General features: G+C 67.0%; 16 protein-coding genes. 8 read left to right on the top strand and 8 right to left on the bottom strand.

What is annotated here, in order from left to right; all coding sequences use genetic code 11:
- Positions 1-1,795: alpha/beta fold hydrolase (locus tag V6D00_14505; GenBank protein ID HEY9900383.1), on the top strand; the 1,795-nt coding region annotated here is incomplete at its 5' end.
- A 213-nt stretch (positions 1,796-2,008) separates the two neighbouring features.
- Here the strand turns inward: V6D00_14505 and V6D00_14500 are convergent.
- Together V6D00_14500 and V6D00_14495 are read right to left on the bottom strand one after the other, a co-directional pair.
- The gene (locus tag V6D00_14500; GenBank protein HEY9900382.1) at positions 2,009-3,550 is read right to left on the bottom strand and encodes an acetyl-CoA hydrolase/transferase family protein; all 1,542 of its coding nucleotides are present in this window, start codon (positions 3,548-3,550) and stop codon (positions 2,009-2,011) included.
- Positions 3,551-3,861: 311 nt separating this feature from the next.
- Positions 3,862-5,076 (bottom strand): PLP-dependent aminotransferase family protein, encoded by a 1,215-nt coding sequence (locus tag V6D00_14495; GenBank protein ID HEY9900381.1) that lies wholly within the window; start codon positions 5,074-5,076, stop codon positions 3,862-3,864.
- Positions 5,077-5,214: 138 nt separating this feature from the next.
- Here V6D00_14495 and V6D00_14490 point away from each other — a divergent pair, with 138 nt between their 5' ends.
- Complete coding sequence (locus tag V6D00_14490; GenBank protein HEY9900380.1) at positions 5,215-6,132, top strand: LysR substrate-binding domain-containing protein; 918 nt, start codon at positions 5,215-5,217, stop codon at positions 6,130-6,132.
- 40 nt (positions 6,133-6,172) lie between these two features.
- Here V6D00_14490 and V6D00_14485 read toward each other — a convergent pair whose 3' ends face one another.
- A complete protein-coding gene (locus tag V6D00_14485) occupies positions 6,173-6,469 on the bottom strand; it encodes a hypothetical protein (protein ID HEY9900379.1) in 297 nt (98 codons plus the stop codon).
- 211 nt (positions 6,470-6,680) lie between these two features.
- Between V6D00_14485 and V6D00_14480 the strand changes: the two genes are divergently transcribed.
- Together V6D00_14480 and V6D00_14475 are read left to right on the top strand one after the other, a co-directional pair.
- A complete protein-coding gene (locus tag V6D00_14480) occupies positions 6,681-8,429 on the top strand; it encodes an aromatic amino acid hydroxylase (GenBank protein ID HEY9900378.1) in 1,749 nt (582 codons plus the stop codon).
- Positions 8,430-8,601: 172 nt separating this feature from the next.
- Complete coding sequence (locus V6D00_14475) at positions 8,602-10,122, top strand: phosphatidylserine/phosphatidylglycerophosphate/cardiolipin synthase family protein (GenBank protein HEY9900377.1); 1,521 nt, start codon at positions 8,602-8,604, stop codon at positions 10,120-10,122.
- Positions 10,123-10,129: 7 nt separating this feature from the next.
- Here V6D00_14475 and V6D00_14470 read toward each other — a convergent pair whose 3' ends face one another.
- The 3 genes from V6D00_14470 to V6D00_14460 all read right to left on the bottom strand — a co-directional run bounded on the left by V6D00_14470 (position 10,130) and on the right by V6D00_14460 (position 12,057).
- A complete protein-coding gene (locus V6D00_14470) occupies positions 10,130-10,666 on the bottom strand; it encodes a YceI family protein (GenBank protein ID HEY9900376.1) in 537 nt (178 codons plus the stop codon).
- A 28-nt stretch (positions 10,667-10,694) separates the two neighbouring features.
- Positions 10,695-11,243 carry a YceI family protein gene (locus tag V6D00_14465; GenBank protein HEY9900375.1) on the bottom strand — a complete coding sequence of 183 codons (549 nt, stop codon included), beginning with the start codon at positions 11,241-11,243 and terminating at the stop codon, positions 10,695-10,697.
- Between the two features lie 229 nt (positions 11,244-11,472).
- A complete protein-coding gene (locus V6D00_14460; protein HEY9900374.1) occupies positions 11,473-12,057 on the bottom strand; it encodes a hypothetical protein in 585 nt (194 codons plus the stop codon).
- 185 nt (positions 12,058-12,242) lie between these two features.
- On the opposite strand from V6D00_14460, the gene V6D00_14455 reads away from it, so the two are divergent.
- Positions 12,243-12,641 (top strand): cupredoxin family copper-binding protein, encoded by a 399-nt coding sequence (locus V6D00_14455; protein ID HEY9900373.1) that lies wholly within the window; start codon positions 12,243-12,245, stop codon positions 12,639-12,641.
- A gap of 59 nt (positions 12,642-12,700) precedes the next feature.
- Positions 12,701-13,402, top strand: a complete 702-nt coding sequence (locus tag V6D00_14450) for an SDR family oxidoreductase (GenBank protein HEY9900372.1) — start codon at positions 12,701-12,703, stop codon at positions 13,400-13,402.
- A gap of 20 nt (positions 13,403-13,422) precedes the next feature.
- On the opposite strand, the gene V6D00_14445 is transcribed toward V6D00_14450, so the two are convergent.
- A complete protein-coding gene (locus V6D00_14445; GenBank protein ID HEY9900371.1) occupies positions 13,423-14,559 on the bottom strand; it encodes a serine hydrolase domain-containing protein in 1,137 nt (378 codons plus the stop codon).
- A 133-nt stretch (positions 14,560-14,692) separates the two neighbouring features.
- Here V6D00_14445 and V6D00_14440 point away from each other — a divergent pair, with 133 nt between their 5' ends.
- Positions 14,693-15,016 carry a cupin domain-containing protein gene (locus tag V6D00_14440; GenBank protein HEY9900370.1) on the top strand — a complete coding sequence of 108 codons (324 nt, stop codon included), beginning with the start codon at positions 14,693-14,695 and terminating at the stop codon, positions 15,014-15,016.
- Between the two features lie 53 nt (positions 15,017-15,069).
- Here V6D00_14440 and V6D00_14435 read toward each other — a convergent pair whose 3' ends face one another.
- Positions 15,070-15,621 carry a YceI family protein gene (locus V6D00_14435; GenBank protein ID HEY9900369.1) on the bottom strand — a complete coding sequence of 184 codons (552 nt, stop codon included), beginning with the start codon at positions 15,619-15,621 and terminating at the stop codon, positions 15,070-15,072.
- 146 nt (positions 15,622-15,767) lie between these two features.
- Between V6D00_14435 and V6D00_14430 the strand changes: the two genes are divergently transcribed.
- The gene (locus tag V6D00_14430) at positions 15,768-17,717 is read left to right on the top strand and encodes a phosphoenolpyruvate carboxykinase (GTP) (GenBank protein HEY9900368.1); all 1,950 of its coding nucleotides are present in this window, start codon (positions 15,768-15,770) and stop codon (positions 17,715-17,717) included.
- Positions 17,718-17,728 lie beyond the last annotated feature (11 nt).

The following is a 17,728-nucleotide window of genomic DNA, read 5'->3' as shown; positions in this document are numbered from 1 at the left end:
TCTGCCCAACGCCCTGGCTCAGCAGCTCTACCAGCTGGGGCACGTCGAGAAGGTCTACAACCTCTACGGTCCTTCCGAGGACACGACCTACTCCACCTACGCCCTGATCGAGAAGGGTTCGCAGACCACGTGCCCCATCGGCCGTCCGCTTCCCAATACCAAGCTCTACGTCGTCGACAAGCACGCTAGCGTCGTGCCCGTCGGCGTTCCCGGCGAGCTGTGGATCGGTGGAGACGGGCTTGCCCGCGGCTACCTCAACCGTCCTGAACTGACCGAGGAGAAGTTCATCCCCAACCCCTTTGGTGAAGGTAAGGTCTACCGCACTGGAGACCTCGTCCGCTACCGTCCCGACGGCAACCTGGAGTTCTTGGGCCGCATCGACCACCAGGTGAAGGTCCGGGGCTTTCGGATCGAACTGGGTGAAATCGAGGCCACCCTCGCCAAGCATCCATCCGTTCAGGATGGGGTCGTCCTCGTTAGAGAGGATGTGCCCGGTGACAAGCGCCTGGTTGCGTATGTGGTCGGTGAGGTGGACGCTTCGGAGTTGAGAGCTCACTTGAAGCGCCTTCTTCCCGAGTACATGGTGCCGTCTTTCTTCGTCTTACTGGATAAGCTCCCCTTGTCGCCCAATGGGAAGGTCGATCGATGCGCGCTCCCCGCTCCCGGAGTGATAGAGGGAGCGCGGTCCGCCAACTACGTCGCGCCCAGGAATCTCGTGGAAGAAGTCCTGGCCGGCATCTGGGGAGAGATCCTCGACATCGACCACGTTGGCATCGATGACCACTTCTTCGATCTCGGTGGGCATTCGCTCCTCCTCGTGGGCATCCTTGCGCGCTTACGCGAGACACTCGGCGTCGAGCTCTCCATCCGTCAGATCCTGGAAAACCCGACGATCGCCCTTCTCGCTTCGGTGGTCGACCATGCAATGACCGCCCAACCGTCACGAGAGAGCATGGGCCGTATCGCGCCGTCCCGTTGCCTCGTGCCCCTTTCGGAGGGCACTGGTTCCCCGCTATTTTGCTTCCATCCCGCAGGGGGTGACGCCTTTGCCTACACTTCTCTCTCTCAAAGGCTCTCCGGGCGACCGATAATTGGTCTGCAAGCCCCCGGTTTTGAGGGTGAAAGAGAGCCATTCGAGCAGATCGAAGCTATCGCGGCACATTTTGTAGAGACGCTCGAACTCGTGCATCCGGACGGCCCCTATTACTTGTTGGGGTGGTCTTTCGGGGGCCACGTCGCTTTCGAGGTCGCGCAACAGCTTTCCCGGAAGGGGCGAGAAATTGCGCTGTTGATGATCATCGATGCCGATCCCGGTACGCGAATCGACGGACGCGAAGACGCACTCACGCTGATCGCTGACACGTGGAGATTGCTGGATAGCATAGGGTTCTACTTGATGAAGGTTTTTGGCGTTCAGCTCCCCTACTCTGCCGAGGAATGGAGCCATGAAAGCGACTCCGAACAGATCGATCGGTTCGTTCATGCGCTCAATGGACTTGACGATCCTCGGGCCCGTTCCATCAAGCCGGTTCACATGAGGCGAATCCTCTCCGTCTACCGCGCCAATTTTCGAGCGCTCCTGGCCTATGAACACGAGCGATACTCCGGTCGGATTACCTTTATTCGGGCTGAGGGGTCGGACATGCTTTTGCCGCATGCGCCTGAGCGCTGGGCCGAGCTATCGACGTACCCCATCGAGACCCACATCATCCCTGGTGACCATCGAAGCTGGCTCGCCCAGCCCAATGTGGATGTGGCCGCAAGGCTAATCCTGGGCCTGCTCTGCAACGCATAGCGCCCCAATCGGCCACGCCGAACCGACCTAACAAGAGGAAAAGCTCATAGATAAGGCCTGCCCCGGAGACGTTACGACTCCGGGGCAGGCTAAGATTTCGATCGCGCGATTCGCCGAAGATTCCCTCGATGAAGTGAGGGGCCCGGGCCTATCGGCGTCCAGATGGGACCACCTGCGCAAGAGGCCGGTCGGCCAAGCCCAGGCGCTCTCTCTTCAGTCGCTCTCGCGCCCGAACATCCTCCCCGTTCGCAGGTAGCGCTGGTGCATGCTCAGCGAATCGGCGAGCAGGTGCGGCGTGTGCTTGCCGTATGACAGGCGCTCGGCGCGATCAAGGTAGTCCTCGAGCATCGGGCGCACGTCCGGATGGGCGCACCGCTCGATGATGAGCCGGGCCCGCTGGCGGGGCGAGAGGCCGCGCAGGTCGGCCAGACCCTGCTCGGTGACGATGACGCCGACGTCGTGCTCGGTGTGGTCGACGTGGGAGACCATCGGCACGATCGTCGAGATGGCGCCCTTCTGGGCGATCGACGGCGCCATGAAGATCGAGAGGTAGCCGTTGCGGGCGAAGTCGCCAGAGCCGCCGATTCCGTTCTGGATGCGCGAGCCCATGACGTGGGTCGAGTTGATGTTGCCGTAGATGTCGGCCTCGATCATGCCGTTCATGGCGATCACGCCGAGCCGGCGGATGATCTCCGGGTGGTTGGAGATCTCCTGGGGGCGCAGCACGATCCGCTCGCGGAACTCCTCGAGGTGGGCCATCACGTCCGAGTGCGCCTCGGGGCTGAGTGAGAAGGCCGTCGCCGACGCGTAGGCCAGCTTCCCTGAACGCAGCAGGCCGATCATGCCGTCCTGGATCACCTCGGTGTAGGACGTCAGGTTCTCAAAAGGCCCGTCCGCGAGCCCGAAGAGGACCGCGTTCGCGATGTTGCCCACCCCGGACTGGAGCGGCAGCAGCGAAGCGGGGATGCGCCCCTGCTTCACCTCCCACTCGAGGAATTCGAGGATGTGGCCGGCGATCCGCTGCGAGACCGCGTCGGGGGCCTTGAAGGCGGTGTTGCGGTCAGGGGAGTTGGTCGGCACGACCGCGACGACCTTGTCGAGCGGCACTTCGAGGTAGGGCGTGCCGATGCGCTGGCCCGCCGAGGTCAGGGGGATGGGCTGGCGGTGAGGCGGGCGCGCCATCCCGTAGTAGATGTCGTGCATGCCCTCGAGCTCCATGGGCTGCCAGGCATTGACCTCGAGGATGATCTTGTCCGCCTGCTCGATCCAGGTCTTGTTGTTGCCCACGGAGGTGCTGGGGACGAGCCGACCGTCCTCGAGAACCGCGGCGACCTCGATGAGGGCGTAATCGAGCTTGCCCAGGAAGCCGTACTCGACGTGCTGTGCCACGTGGCTGAGGTGGATGTCCATGTAGTCCATCTCGCCCGAGTTGATGCGCTTGCGGGTCTCCGGGTCCGACTGGTAGGGAAGGCGGAGCTGGATGCCACCGGCCATGGCCAGGGCGCCATCCAGCTCCGGACCGGTCGAGGCGCCGGTGAAGATGTTCACCTGGAAGCGCTGGCCTCGCAGATGGGCCTCCGCGATGCGACGCGCCAGCGCCAGCGGAACGTCCTTGGTGTAGCCGGAACCGGTGAAACCGCTCATTCCGATCTGGGTATCCGACCCGATCAGGGCTGCGGCATCCTCGGCGGACATCACCCGGTTTGCGAGCGTGGCATTCAGGACGCGGGACGAACTCAAATTGGTTGTGCTCATAATCGTCGATCTTACCAAGTCCTCGATTGTTCCGCAAATCGAATAGCCGCTTCCTGACCGAATCCTGGCCCCGGCGGCAGCACATGAAACACTTCGGCGTTTTTGCTTCATGTTTATGTGAGACTGCGCGCAGATTCTCCGACGCCAGAGAAGACGCGTCGTCCCCGGGGGGTGGAAAGTGGGGAGGGGGGATAACCCTCGACTGGTGTTCAGGAAGGAGCGATCGTCAGGGCGAGAGCCTGGCTCGAATAGGCCAATCCCCGCCGGCGTGGCCGGCGGGGATTGGATGAAGGGATGAGGAGGCGGCTCGATCAGCGGGCGACGAGGGCCTTCTTCGACTGCGCGGCGATCGCGTCGGCCAGGCGCCTGACGCCCTCGTCGAGCTTGCCGGGCGGCACGTTCGAGAAGTTCAGCCGCATCGACGAGAGCCCGCTGCCGTCCACGCAGAACGACGCGCCGGGCACGAAGGCCACCCCGCGCGCGAGCGCCTCGGGCAGGCACTCCTCGCTCGAGAGGCCGCCCGGCAGGCTCACCCACACGAACATGCCTCCGGTCGGCTCGGTCCACCGGGTCCCCTCCGGGAGGTGGGTGCGGATCGCCGTGACCAGCGCTTTGCAGCGCTCGCCGTAGACCTGGCGCAGGCGCGCGAGGTGGGACGCCATGTCGATGACCTCGAACGTCTCGGCTGCCAGGTACTGGTCGAGGGTGCCCGTCTGCAGGTCGGTCGCCTGCTTGGCTCGCACCAGGTAGGTGAGCAGCTCGTCGGGGGCCACGACGTAGCCGATGCGCAGGCCCGGTGCGAAGACCTTCGAGAAGGACCCGAGGTAGAGGACGTGGCTCTGGCTGTGCGTCCGCAGGGGCGCCTTGGGGCGGCCGTCGAACGCGAGCTGGCCATAGGGATCGTCCTCGACCAGCAGCACGTCGTGGCGCTCGGCGATGGCGACGATCTCCTCGCGGCGCGCCTCGGGAAGGCTCGTCCCCGAGGGGTTCTGGAAGCTCGGGATGATGTAGATGAACTTCGGGCGCACCGGCGCGGTCGAAAGGACGTGCTCGAGCGATTCGGGGATCATGCCCTGGTCATCGGAACCGACCACCAGGTACTCCGGCTCGTAGGCGTCGAAGGCCTGGAGCGCGCCGAGGTAGGTGGGGCTCTCCACGACCACCAGGTCGCCCGGATCGAGCAGGATCTTCGCCACCAGGTGAAGGGCCTGCTGGGAGCCCGAGGTCACCAGGATCTGGTCGCTGCGGGTGGGGAAGGGGAGCGTCGAGGCGATCAGCTCGCGCAGGGGCACGACCCCCTCGGTCGGGGCGTACTGCAGGGCGACGGGTCCGTATTTGCCGAAGGCCGTATTGCTCGCCTGCTGCATGGCCTCGAGCGGGAAGAGCTCGGGGGCGGGCAGGCCGCCGGCCAGCGAGATGATGTCAGGCTGCTGGGTCAGCTTGAGGATTTCACGGATCGCGGAGCTCTGCATGCGAGCCGAGCGAGCGGCGAGCCGCCGTGTCGGATCCGTCTCGATCATCCGCATCCCTGGAACTCCTTTCTCCAAAGCGCCGCGATCCCGCCGCCGCGCCATTCAAGCATGCCTTCCATCATGGGGCATGTATATTGATACGTCCAATATTTGTATCGTGCGAGAATGAGATCCAGCGAGTATCATGGGGCCATGGAACTGCGTCACCTGCGCTACTTCGTGGCTGTCGCCGAGGAGCTCCACTTCGGAAAGGCCGCCGAGCGCCTCCACATGGCCCAGCCCCCGCTCAGCCACCAGATCCGCGTGCTGGAAGAGGAGCTGGGCGTCACCCTTTTCCACCGCACCAATCGCCGCGTCCAGCTGAGCGAGGCGGGCGGGGCCTTCCTCGATGAGGTCTATCGCCTGTTCGCTCAGCTTGACCTGGCGGTCCGGACCGCTCGGCGAGCCAACCGCGGCGAGATCGGTCGCTTGAGGCTCGGCTTCGTCAACTCGGCGAGCTATCAGCTCCTCCCCGAGATCTGCCGCGCCTTTCGAAGCGAGTACCCCGACGTGGTGCTCGACCTGCATGAGCACACCTCGGATTTCAGGCTCGAGACCCTCGAGGACGGCACCCTGGACGTGGGCCTGTACCGGGCGGACGCAGAGCACTTTCGGCAGCAGCTCCCTGCGACCCTGCACATGACGACCGTCAGTCGCGAGCCCTTGGCGATCGTGCTTCCCGCCGGGCATCGTCTGGCGGGCCAGGAGGCCATCTCGGTCGCGGCCCTCGCCAGCGAGCCATTCATCCTCTCGCCGCAGCGCGTCTACCCGAGTTACCACGACCAGATCGTGCGCCTGTGTCTGGCCCTGGGCTTCACCCCGCGGATCGTGCAGGAGCCCGTCATGTTGACGACCATCATGAGCCTGGTCTCCGCCGGGATCGGGGTATCCATCGTTCCGACCTCGCTGCGCCAACTCGCCTGGAGCGGGGTCACCTTTGCCTCCATCGCCGACCCGGATGCCGTCTCGGACATGGTGGCGATATGGCGCCGGGATGACGCGTCCCCCGTCCTGCACGCCTTCCTCAGCATCCTTGGTAGGATCGCCCAGCCCCAGGGCGCATCGGACTGACGGGGGCGAGGGATCTCCCTCGCCCCTCGCCGGGGCGCCCTCATCGCCTGATGAACACCACTTCCTCGTCGTCGCGGCCGTGATCCCACCCGCGGCCGTGCCGGTGGCCGTGCTTGTAGCCGGGCCGGCGCTCGCGCTCCACCACGACCACCCGCTTCCTGACGACCGGCCGCTCGCGCTCCACCACGACCACCCGCTCCTCGACCACGGGCTGCGCCGGGGCGATCACGATACCGGGCTGGATGATGATCTTGGCGTCGATCGCGGCCTGAGCGGGGCTGGCCGCCAGGGCCCCGAGCCCTATCCCGAGGGCCGTGAGCAAGATCCCTTTTCGCATGGCGTGGCTCCTTTCGCTTGCATGCCTGAACACCTTTCGCTATTAGTTGCATGGCCGCTTTCCGCCATTGTTGAGTCCCGGTTGAGGCGGTGTGTCGTTCGACGGGGCGCAGCGGCCGAACCCGCCTGAGCCCTCTTGTCGATCGTGGGCCGTGTCGATTGCTTCAGGGGCTGCTATTATTGCGTATGCCATCCACCAAGAGGTAAGCATCATGCAGAACCAGGTCCCGTCTCAGCTGCGCCCGCTGGTCGTCACGCAGGACTACGACGCCTACACCCCGATCGACCAGGCGGTGTGGCGCTACGTCATGCGGCAGAACGTCGCCTTCCTCGAGGATCACGCCGATCCCGCCTACCTCGGGGGCCTCGGCGCCGCGGGGATCGAGGTGGAGTCGATCCCCCGGACCTCGCACCAGGACCAGAGCCTCGCCAAGATCGGCTGGCGGGCCGTCAACGTGCGGGGGTTCATCCCGCCCGCGGCCTTCATGGACTTCCAGGCCCACCGCATCCTGCCCATCGCGGCCGACATGCGCTCGCACGAGCACATCTCCTACACGCCGGCCCCGGACATCATCCACGAGTCGGCAGGCCATGCCCCCATCCTCAACGATCCGACCTTCGCGGCCTACCTCGAGGCCATCTGCAAGCTCGGGGTCAAGGCCATCGCCTCCCACGAGGACGATGCTCTCTACGAGGCGATCCGCCTCCTGTCGGATCTCAAGGAGGACCCCACCGCAACTCCCGAGGCGATCGCCGAGGCCGAGGCGCGCTTCGAGCGCACACGCGCGGCGGCGACGATGGTCTCCGAGGCGGCCATGGTCTCGCGGCTCTACTGGTGGACGGTCGAGTACGGGCTGATCGGGTCGCTCGAACGCCCACGGATCTACGGGGCCGGCCTGCTCTCGTCGGTCGGCGAGAGCAAGCATTGCCTGACCGACGCGGTTCGCAAGCTCTCGTTCGACCTGGACGCCTGCGTCTCGACCGGGTACGACATCACGGATTACCAGCCCCAGCTCTTCGTCTGCGAGAGCTTCAAGCAGCTGCTCGAGGCCACCCGCGTCTTCGCGGATCGCATGGCCTGGAAACGGGGGGGCACCTACGCGCTCGACATCGCGCTGGCCGCGGGCAGTGCCGTGACGACGACCTTCTCCTCGGGCCTGCAGGCGATCGGGGTCATCGGCCAGCTGCGCCGCGACGCCGCGGGCGAGGCCGTCTACCTCCACTGCGCGGGCCCCACCGCCCTTGCCTTCCAGGGCAGGGTGCTCGCGGGCCACGACGTGGGGCACCACGCCGAGGGCTTCGGCTCGCCGATCGGCAAGCTCGCTGGCGAGTCGCTGCCCCTCGAGGCCTTCGGCGAGGCCGAGCTTTTGCGGTCAGGCCTGGTGCCGGGGCACTCCTGCACCCTGGCGTTCGAATCGGGGGTGAAGGTCGAGGGCCGGGTGCGCGACGTGCACCGCGAGGACGGGCGGATCGTCCTCATCGGCTTCGACGCTTGCACGGTGACCTATCGGGGCGAGGTCCTCTTCCAGCCCGCCTGGGGGGCTTTCGACATGGCCGTGGGGGAGCGCGTCACCTCGGTGGAGGCCGCCTACCCCGACGTGCGCTACCCCCTCGTCGCCCCGCGGCTCGACGGCGCCGAGGCGGCCGGCGCCGCCGTCGAGCCGCGCCTTGGAGGCTTGCAGCAGCTCTACGGCCAGGTTCGCTCCCTGCGCGAGACGTCCCCGGACACCGAGAAGATCGCTCAGGCCCTTGCCGAGGTCGCGCATCGCCTCGACCGGGAGTTCCCCGAGGACTGGCTGCTGCGCCTCGAAGTCCTCGAGCTCCTCGTGCGGCAAGAGCTGTTGCCGGAGGTGCGGGAGCACCTCCTGACCGGCCTCAGGGCCCTCATGACGAGCGGCGATCGCCGGGATCTCATCGAGAACGGCCTGGCGCTGATTTTCCCGGCGCGCACCGCGGTCTGAGCCGGGTGACGGCCACGACGAAGCCCCGATCCGCTGCCGGATCGGGGCTTCGTCGTGGCGCGTGATTCGAACTTGTTGCTAGCTTTTACTCAACCTTGTTCGATATTTAACCGAATCCTTCGAGAAGGGAACGATACATTGTCTTAACACCCGCTTCAAGGAGGCTCGACCCATGGCTACTTCCCGCTTCCAGCCCGTCTCTGCGCTTCTCGCCTGCACCCTGCTGCTGGGGCTTGCCGGTTGCGCCGCGCCGGGTGCGCAGCCGACCTCGCTGGCCGGTCGCGCCCAGGAGGACGCCGCCTGGAAGAGCCTCGCTCAGACGAGCGCCGCCGAAGCCTTCGGCGAGCTGGATCGCGCCCGGAAGGGCAAGCTCGTTCCCACCGATGCGGGCTTCTCGGGCGACGAGCTCAAGCGCGTCGATCAGGACGGGGACGGCCTGCTCTCCAAGATCGAGGCCCTGGCCTTCGCCACTCGCCTCACCGACGCCCTGCGCGACGCCGAGCCCGCGCCCCCGCTCCAGACCAAGCCCGCCAACCCCGCCCTTCCCGCCCTGAGCGATTTCCAGCCGACGGCGCAGGCCAACGAGGCCGAGCTGCTGGTCGATGCCGGTGCGATCTACCCCGCCATGCTCGCGGCCATCCGGGATGCCAAGCGCTCGATCCAGGTGGACTACTACCTGCTCGGCGGCGCGATTGGGGACCAGTTCGCCGACGCCCTCATCGGCAAGGCCCGCGAGGGCGTCCAGGTTCGGGTGATGCTTGACGGCTGGGCGGCCAACCAGGGCGGCCCGACCGGTGCCCAGCTCAAGCCCGTCATCAAGCGCCTCCAGGACGCGGGCATCGATCAGCGCTTCTATCCCGTCGAGTGGCTGCCCCGCAACCCGGGCTGGTTCGCCAACCGCTTCTTGATCGATCACAACAAGCTGCTCGTGCTCGACCGGGAGAGCGCCTTCGTCGGGAGCATGAACATCTTCGACCTGGCGGTGATGAACCACGACCTGATGGTGAAGCTGCGCGGCCCCATGGCCCAGGAGCTCGCCGGCATGATGGACGAGGAGTTCTCCCAGACCCGCGTCCAGGCGCCCCCGATCGCGGTGGCCCAGGGCCCCACCACCAGCCTGATCCGTGGCACCAAGACCAGCGTGCGCCAGCGCAGCACCAAGGACATCCTCCTCCAGAACCTGGCCCAGGCCAAGAAGAGCGTCTCCATGGCCATCTTCGACTTCTCGGACCTGGACGTGGTCGATGGGCTGATCAACGCTCAGCGCCGGGGCCTCGACGTGAAGGTGCTGGTCGATCGCCACAACACCAACGACAAGTACGTGCCGCTCGCGCAATACATCAACATCTACGGCATGCCCAACCTCTCGCCGGTCTCGCGCCTGGTCCAGGCCAACGTCCCGGTCAAGTGGTTCGACCCCGCCCAGCACGACTCCGAGCTGCACATGAAGATGACCGTCTTCGACGGCGAGAAGGCCATGCTGGGCTCGACCAACTACACCTACCAGGCCTTCAACAACTTCCGCGAGACCGGCGTCGAGATCACCGGCGGCCGCACCGTGGAGCAGCTCTGCGCCATGTTCGAGACGGACTGGCAGGGCCGCGCGAGCGCCGCCACCTCCCTGAGCTTCAAGGAGCGCGTGGTCGCCAAGGTTTCCGACTACATGGAGCGCAAGCGCCTCGGCTGGTGGTAGTCCCTCTTCAGGCCTTCGACGCTCCCTCCCACATCAGCTCCAGGTCGAGCTGCATGGTGACCGTGCTGCCGACCAGAACCCCGCCCGCTTCGAGCGGCACGTTCCAGACCAGGCCGAACTCGTGGCGATCGATCGTGCCGGTGGCGCTCAGCCCGGACCTGAGCACGCCCCACGGGTCCTTCCGGGGAGGGCCCGCGAACTCGCCCTCGACCACGATCTCCTTGGTGGCGTCGCGGATGGTGAGATCGCCGTAGACCCTGAACAGGTTGTTGCCCAGCGCCTGGATACGGGTGCTGGTGTAGCGGATGGTGGGGTAGCGCGCCACGTCGAAGAACTCGGCGGATCGCAGGTGATCGTCGCGCTGGGACTCGTTGGTGTCGATGCTGGCGACCTGGATGGTGCCGCTGAACCTGGAGCTGACCAGATCCTGCTCGTTGAACTGGATGTCGGCGTCGTAGTCGCGGAACCGTCCGCGGACCTTGGTCGCGATGTGGCGGATGGTGAAGCCCACGTAGCTGTGCTTCTTGTCGATGACCCACGGCATGACGGCCTCCTTTGCGCGGCTTGCGGACTCAGCGCTGGGCGAGCCCTGTGATCTCGAGGTCCACCCGGTCGTCGATGGGCCGGAACAAGAGGCTCGGGCGCTCGATCCCGTAGTCGGAGAGCAGGATCGAGAACCGGCTGCTCACCAGGAGCCTGTCGGCTCGCAGGTTGCCGCTCAGCGAGACCGTGATCGGCCGCAAGACCCCCTTGAGGGAGAGAACCCCTTGCCCCGTGCCCTCGGCGCTGCTCTGATCGCCCGTGTTCTGCCGGGCATTCCACGTGACGGCCTCGAGGGTGAGGACCGCCTCGGGGTATCGCGAGGCCGACATGACCGAGAGCATGTTGCGATCGCGATTGCGGTTGCCGCTGTCGAACGACGCGAGGGGAACCGCCAGCCGCACGGGCAGCACCAGCTCGGGGCTGGGCCCTGGCGCGAGCGTCACCGTGCCCTTCAGCCGATGCGAGACCCCGGTTGCGCCGTGGAGCGGATGGGTGACGCGGTAGCTCACGGTGCTCTCGGGGCCGAAGGAGTAACGCAGCGGCTCGGCGGCCAGCCCCGCGCCGGGCGTGAGCGCCAAAAACGCCAGGATGCTCGCGCCCAGGCGCCTGCTAAGTCGATCGAGGTGAATCGAAGCGTTCGCCTGATTCCCCGCCCCCCGGTGGGGCGGGGCTAGGGGTGGGGGGATACGATCAAGTTCCTCATGCCTTCGTGAGGGACCTGGAACGTTTGGATCCCCCCACCCCCGACCCCGCCCCACCGGGGGGCGGGGAGGATCAGGGCAGACGTGCGACTCGGGCAAGACATGATTAGAAGTCAAAGGCGATCACCCCCGCCGAGACGGCCAGCAAGCCGAACGTCGTCCCCCCCGCGAGGCCGTGGGTGCTCGGGGGGATGCGTCCGATCGAGGTCAGGATCCCCAGGGTGACGGTGCCTGCCAGGGCGGCGGCATGCAGCCAGGCGAGGCTGCGGTGGATCGTGACGGCGTCCCACCCCTCCCGCTCGAGGGCGTACCCCTGCGGCGCCGTGAGCGCGAGGGTGGCCGCCCCGAGGTACAGGCCCGTCGTGAGGCCGCCGAGCCCCATGTGCACGTGCTGGAACAGCTCGTGCTGCTCGGGGGCCGACAAGCTGGTGGTGTAGAGGCCGAGCCCCGCCGTCAGCGCCATGCTGCCCAGGGTGGCGAGGGCGAGGCCCTGGTGAAGCTGAAGCTGGTTGCCCCGGACGGCGGCGTCGCGATCGATCCGCTCGGCATCCGGGATGGGCGCGGGTGAAGGCAACGGGAGCGGCTCGGCCTGCGCGCATGGCGCAAGGGCGAGGCCGCCTGCGAGCAGCCCGCCAAGCGCGAACGCCCCGAGGCGGTGGATGGGGCGGTGCCGCGTGCGGGACCTGGTCATGGGAGTCTCCTCGCAGGGGCTTTGCCGGCGCGCTGGGCCGACCATGAGTACGACCAAGGGTAACCCGCCTTGCGGGGGAAGAATTGGGCGCCGGGACCAAAAGAGTTCGGCGGACCCGATACGCTCGCTTGCCTGCCGCTCGGCTACCATCGTCCCGTCTTCAAGGTCGAGAGGAGGAGGTGGCGATGCGCCGGTTGGGGCCTGTGCTCGTGCTGGTGATGGGCCTTGCGGGGAGCTGCGCTCCTTCGGGCGGCGGAGGGGGACCACCCATCAGATCTCCTGGCCCGTCACCCACCGCCCAGGCTGGCACCGAGCAGCCCAGCAGCGACAGCGTGACGGTGACGGTTCGCGACTTCGCCTTCCGGCCCGCGTCGGTCGAGATTCCCCGGGGCGGCACGGTGACCTGGCGCTTCGAGGACGCGACGGCGCACAACGCCAAGTCCACCGCGGACTCGGCTTTCGCCTGGGATTCGGGCCTTCACCGCTCCGAGCAGACCTTCAGCCAGCGCTTCGACACGGCAGGCACCTTCCCTTACGTCTGCACCCCCCACCCCTTCATGCGCGGCACCGTCACCGTTCGCTGAGCGGCCGCTCACGTCGGCCACGCCTTGACCGGTCGAGGAGCGGACGACATCATGGGAGCATGACGCGACTTGCCTTGATCACCGGTGCGTCCCGAGGTCTGGGACGGGCGCTCTGCTGCGCGCTCGCGGCCGAAGGGTGGGCCCTCATCCTGACCGCCCGCGGCGCAGAGGCCCTGCAGGGGGTTTGCGACGAGCTCGCGGAGAAGACCTGGGTGCAAGGGATCCCCGGCGACGTGTCGGATCCGCTGCACCGCGCGCGCCTCGCCGAGGCCGCCCGCGCGCGGGGGGGGCTCGATCTGCTGGTCAACAACGCGGCGATCCTGGGCCCGAGCCCCAGGCCCCGGCTCCTGGACTTTCCGCTCGACGACCTGGAGCGGGTCTGCCGCGTCAACGCGCTGGCGCCCCTCGCCATGGTACAGGCCATGAAGGACCTGCTCGTTCCGGGAGCCTGCGTGATCAACGTCAGCAGCGACGCGGCCCCCGAGAGCTTCGAGGGGTGGGGAGGATACGGGGCGAGCAAGGCCATGCTCGATCACCTCTCGGGCACCCTGGCGCTCGAGAACCCGCAGTGGCGCGTCTACTGGGTCGACCCCGGCGAGATGCGCACCCGCCTCTTCGAGGAGTCGTGCCCCGGCGAGAACCTCAACTACCTCCACCCGCCCGAGGTCAGCGTGCCGGCCTTCCTCGACCTGATCGAAGGCAGCAAGCCCAGCGGTCGCTACTTCGCCCAGGATGCGGCGGTGCTGTACCCCGGTTTCTGATCGGCTTTGCGCCTCGCCCTTCAGCCCTCGATGCCCAGCGCGGATCGGGCCTCCCGGGCCACCTGCAGGGCCGTCTGAGGGCTGGTGTGACTCTCCCAGACGAGCCTGTTCTTCAGCAGGGCGAAGGCGAACCCTTTCTCGGGGTCCGCGAAGCCGATGCTCCCGCCGGCGCCGGGATGCCCGAAGGCGCTCGGGCGATCGCCCATGGGCGAGCCCTCGGTGCCCAAAAAGTAGCCGAGCGCCTTCGGGATGCGCTCGTCCAGCACCGGATCCGGCGTGTCGAACTGGAGCGCCGTGGCCGCTTTCAGGCGCTCGGACGTGAACAGGCGAACGCCGTCCACCTCGCCGATCAGCGAGGCGTACAGCCTGGCCAGGACGCGAGCCGTCATGACGCCGCCCGCGGCGGGAATGGAGGCACGGCGCACCTCCGGGCGGTTGTAGACCTTGGGCGAGGGCGTCACCGCGATGGGGATGGCCTTTAGGATCAGGGCGTCCACCGACATGGCCTTCTTGCGGATGGGGCCGCTCTCAAGGACCGCGAGGTCGCCCTCGCGATCGGCAGGCACCCCGAAGTAGAGCCGCTCGACGCCGAGCGGACGCGCGATCTCGTCGTGGACGAAGCGCGCGATGGGGCGGCCGTCCACCCTGCGCAGCACCTCGCCGAGGATCCACCCGAACGTCATGGCGTGATAGCCCGATTGCGTGCCGGGCGCCCACAGCGGGGGGGACGAGGCGATCGCCTCGCAGATCCGATCCCAGTCGCCCATGGTCTCGGGGGTGATCCAGCCGGGCATCTGCGGGATGCCCGCCGAGTGAGCCAGGACCTGCCGCAGGGTCACGTCGCCCTTGCCGTTGGCGGCGAACTGCGGCCAGAAGCGCGCGATTCGATCGTCGTAGGAAAGCCCGCCCGCCTCGACCAGCAGGTGGATCGCCGTCGCGGTGATGCCCTTGCTGGCCGAGAAGGCCGTGAAGAGGGTGTCCCCCGTGACCGCTCGCTCGCTCGCGGGGTCCGCGACGCCCGAAGCGGCGTCGATCACCAGCTCCCCGTCGAGGTAGGCCGCGACTTGAAGCCCGCGCTCGGCGCCGCTCCCGGTCAGCCGATCGAGCAGGGCCTGGACCCGGGCCTGGGCGGTGTTTCGGATCTCGAGCGAGCGCATGGGGTTATTGGTCCTTTCCGGGTGCGGGCACGGGGCGCTTCGCGCCGTTGCCGCTTGTGCTTTCCTTCGTGTTCTCTAGGATAGTCCCACCCTGGGCGTCATTTCCAGGGCATGCCTCGAAAAGGAGGTCGCGATGGCGATGGTGAAGCTGGCGAAGGTAAAGGCCGCGCAGTCCCGGCACGGCGTGCAGGGGCAGGCGATGCTCGCGACAGGCAGCTCGCTCGGCATGCGCCTGTGGGAGGACGAGCCTCCCGGCCTCGAGAAACCCGTGACCCGCCGCGACTACGAGACGGTCGGCTACGTCCTCAAGGGCAAGGCCGAGCTGTACATCGAGGAGCAGCGGCTGGTGCTCGAACAGGGCGACTCGTGGGTCGTCCCGCGCGGCGCGGCGCATCGCTACAAGATCATCGAGAGCTTCTCGGCGATCGAGGCCACCAGCCCTCCGGCGACCCCATGACGAAGAAGGGGGGACGCGCAGCTGCGCGTCCCCCGGCAATCGGGAAGAGGGCCTTACTTGGCCACGGCCTCGGTGACCGGGGCCTCCTGGAGAACCGCCTCGATCTCGAGCTCGAGCTTGATCTTCTCGCCGACCAGGACGCCGCCGGTCTCGAGGGCCGCGTTCCAGACCAGGCCGTAGTCCTTGCGGTTGACGGTGCCGCTCACGGTGAAGCCGGTGCGGGTGCCGCCCCAGGGATCCTTGGCCAGGCCGTGGTACTCGGCGTCCAGGACGACCTCCTGGGTCACGCCGCGGATGGTCAGGTCGCCCGTCACGCGGTACGCGTTGCCGCCCTTGCCCTCGATGCGCTTGCTGGCGAAGGTGATCAGGGGGTGGTTGGCCACGTCGAAGAAGTCGGCAGAGCGCAGGTGATCGTCACGGCCGCTGTCGCGGGTGTCGATGCTGGCGACCTCGATCTGGCCCGAGATCACCGACTTGGTGAGGTCCTTCTCGTCGATGACGAGGCTGCCGGAGTAGGTCTTGAACTGGCCCTTCACCGTCGAGACCATCATGTGCTTCACCGAGAAGCCGACGTGGGAGTGGGAAGCGTCGATCTGCCAGGGCATGTGAGCGTCCTTTCTGAAGAAGGGGTGAACCCCCGCTGACGGAAAACCGATTCGATCGTCGGGCGACCGACCGTTCGCATTAGAACCAAGATTGATGATAGTTCTAGTGCGGACCATATGTCAATAGGGTGGAAGCGAGGGCTCTCATGTGCGACAATATGAAACATAAGCCCAGGTTAAGTTTTCCCTCGGCGGGAAGCCGCCGAGGGGCAATCAGCAAAGGGAGCGAAGACAAAGTGGTCATGGAAAAGCTGGCGACGATGCCCCCTAAGACGACCAACAAAAAGTTGCTCGCTTGGGTCGAACAGATGGTCGCCCTTTGCAAGCCCGACGCCGTCCACTGGTGTGACGGCTCGCAGGAAGAGTACGACGCCCTGTGCGACCAGATGGTCGAAGCAGGCACCTATATCCGCCTCAACCCCGAGAAGCGCCCCGGCAGCTTCCTCGCGCGCTCCGACAAGAACGACGTGGCGCGCGTCGAGGACCGGACCTTCATCTGCAGCCGCCGCAAGGAGGATGCGGGCCCGACCAACAACTGGGTCGACCCGGTCCAGATGAAGCAGACCCTCAACGGCCTGTTCGACGGCTGCATGCGCGGCCGCACCCTGTACGTGGTGCCCTTCAGCATGGGCCCGCTCGGCTCGCACATCGCCCAGATCGGCGTCGAGCTGACCGACTCGGCCAACGTGGTCACCAACATGCGCATCATGACCCGCATGGGTCAGAAGGTGCTCGACGTGCTCGGCGACGGCGACTTCGTGCCCTGCATGCACTCGGTCGGCGCGCCCCTCGCCCCCGGCCAGAAGGACGTGACCTGGCCCTGCAACAAGGATCAGAAGTACATCGTGCACTTCCCCGAAGAGCACGCGATCTGGTCCTACGGCAGCGGCTACGGCGGCAACGCCCTGCTGGGCAAGAAGTGCTTCGCTCTGCGCATCGCCTCGGCCATGGGCCGCGACGAGGGCTGGATGGCCGAGCACATGCTGATCCTCGGCGTCGAGGACCCCAAGGGCGAGAAGACCTACGTGGCGGCCGCCTTCCCCAGTGCCTGCGGCAAGACCAACTTCGCCATGCTGATCCCGCCGGCCTCGTTCGAGGGCTGGAAGGTCACGACCATCGGTGACGACATCGCCTGGCTCAAGCCCGGCGCCGACGGTCGCCTGCATGCCATCAACCCGGAGAACGGCTACTTCGGCGTGGCCCCCGGCACCTCGTTCAAGTCCAACCCCAACGCGATGGAGTCGATCCGCCGCGACACCATCTTCACCAACGTGGCCCTCACCCCCGACGGCGACGTGTGGTGGGAGGGGATGACCGACACCCCCCCCGCGAACCTGATCGACTGGACCGGCCAGGAGTGGACCCCGGACTGCGGCCGCAAGGCGGCCCACCCCAACGCCCGCTTCACCGCTCCGGCCTACCAGAACCCGACCATCGACCCCGACTGGGAAAATCCCGCCGGCGTTCCCATCAGCGCCTTCATCTTCGGCGGCCGCCGCACCACGACCGTTCCCCTGGTCTTCCAGGCGTTCAACTGGTCGCACGGCGTCTACCTGGGCGCCACCATGGGCTCCGAGACCACCGCGGCCGCGGCCGGCCAGATCGGCACCGTCCGCCGCGACCCGATGGCGATGCTGCCCTTCTGCGGCTACCACATGGCCGACTACTTCAACCACTGGCTGAAGATGGGCCGCGAGAACCCCAACCCGCCCCGCATCTTCCACGTCAACTGGTTCCGCAAGGGCGCCAGCGGTGAGTTCCTGTGGCCCGGCTTCGGCGACAACATGCGGGTCCTCAAGTGGATCGTCGAGCGCGTCCACGGCTCGGCCTACGCCGTCGAGAGCCCCCTGGGCTGGATGCCTCGCTTCGAGGACCTCGACTGGAAGGGCATGACCGACTTCGGCTTCGACAAGTTCGACGAGCTGATGGCGATCGACCGCGAGGCATGGAAGCAGGAGAGCCTCATGCACGAGGAGTTCTTCTTCGGCCTGCTCGACAAGCTCCCCAAGGAGTTCGTCTACGAGCGCGGCTTGCTGGTGTCCCGCCTCTGGCGCTCGCCCGAGGAGTGGCACCTGGCCCCCGAGATCCAGGAGTAAGCGCGATCCTG

Source organism: Pantanalinema sp., assembly GCA_036704125.1.
Taxonomy (GTDB): domain Bacteria; phylum Cyanobacteriota; class Sericytochromatia; order S15B-MN24; family UBA4093; genus JAGIBK01.
The sequence above is the reverse complement of the archived record's forward strand: the minus strand, read 5'-3'. Positions and strand labels throughout refer to the sequence as shown.

Coding starts and splice junctions, on each gene's coding strand:
- V6D00_14500 (HEY9900382.1), bottom strand. CDS start 3,550: ATGAGCACAACCAATTTGAGTTCGTCCCGCGTCCTGAATGCCACGCTC.
- V6D00_14495 (HEY9900381.1), bottom strand. CDS start 5,076: ATGCGGATGATCGAGACGGATCCGACACGGCGGCTCGCCGCTCGCTCG.
- V6D00_14490 (HEY9900380.1), top strand. CDS start 5,215: ATGGAACTGCGTCACCTGCGCTACTTCGTGGCTGTCGCCGAGGAGCTC.
- V6D00_14485 (HEY9900379.1), bottom strand. CDS start 6,469: ATGCGAAAAGGGATCTTGCTCACGGCCCTCGGGATAGGGCTCGGGGCC.
- V6D00_14480 (HEY9900378.1), top strand. CDS start 6,681: ATGCAGAACCAGGTCCCGTCTCAGCTGCGCCCGCTGGTCGTCACGCAG.
- V6D00_14475 (HEY9900377.1), top strand. CDS start 8,602: ATGGCTACTTCCCGCTTCCAGCCCGTCTCTGCGCTTCTCGCCTGCACC.
- V6D00_14470 (HEY9900376.1), bottom strand. CDS start 10,666: ATGCCGTGGGTCATCGACAAGAAGCACAGCTACGTGGGCTTCACCATC.
- V6D00_14460 (HEY9900374.1), bottom strand. CDS start 12,057: ATGACCAGGTCCCGCACGCGGCACCGCCCCATCCACCGCCTCGGGGCG.
- V6D00_14455 (HEY9900373.1), top strand. CDS start 12,243: ATGCGCCGGTTGGGGCCTGTGCTCGTGCTGGTGATGGGCCTTGCGGGG.
- V6D00_14450 (HEY9900372.1), top strand. CDS start 12,701: ATGACGCGACTTGCCTTGATCACCGGTGCGTCCCGAGGTCTGGGACGG.
- V6D00_14445 (HEY9900371.1), bottom strand. CDS start 14,559: ATGCGCTCGCTCGAGATCCGAAACACCGCCCAGGCCCGGGTCCAGGCC.
- V6D00_14440 (HEY9900370.1), top strand. CDS start 14,693: ATGGCGATGGTGAAGCTGGCGAAGGTAAAGGCCGCGCAGTCCCGGCAC.
- V6D00_14435 (HEY9900369.1), bottom strand. CDS start 15,621: ATGCCCTGGCAGATCGACGCTTCCCACTCCCACGTCGGCTTCTCGGTG.
- V6D00_14430 (HEY9900368.1), top strand. CDS start 15,768: ATGTGCGACAATATGAAACATAAGCCCAGGTTAAGTTTTCCCTCGGCG.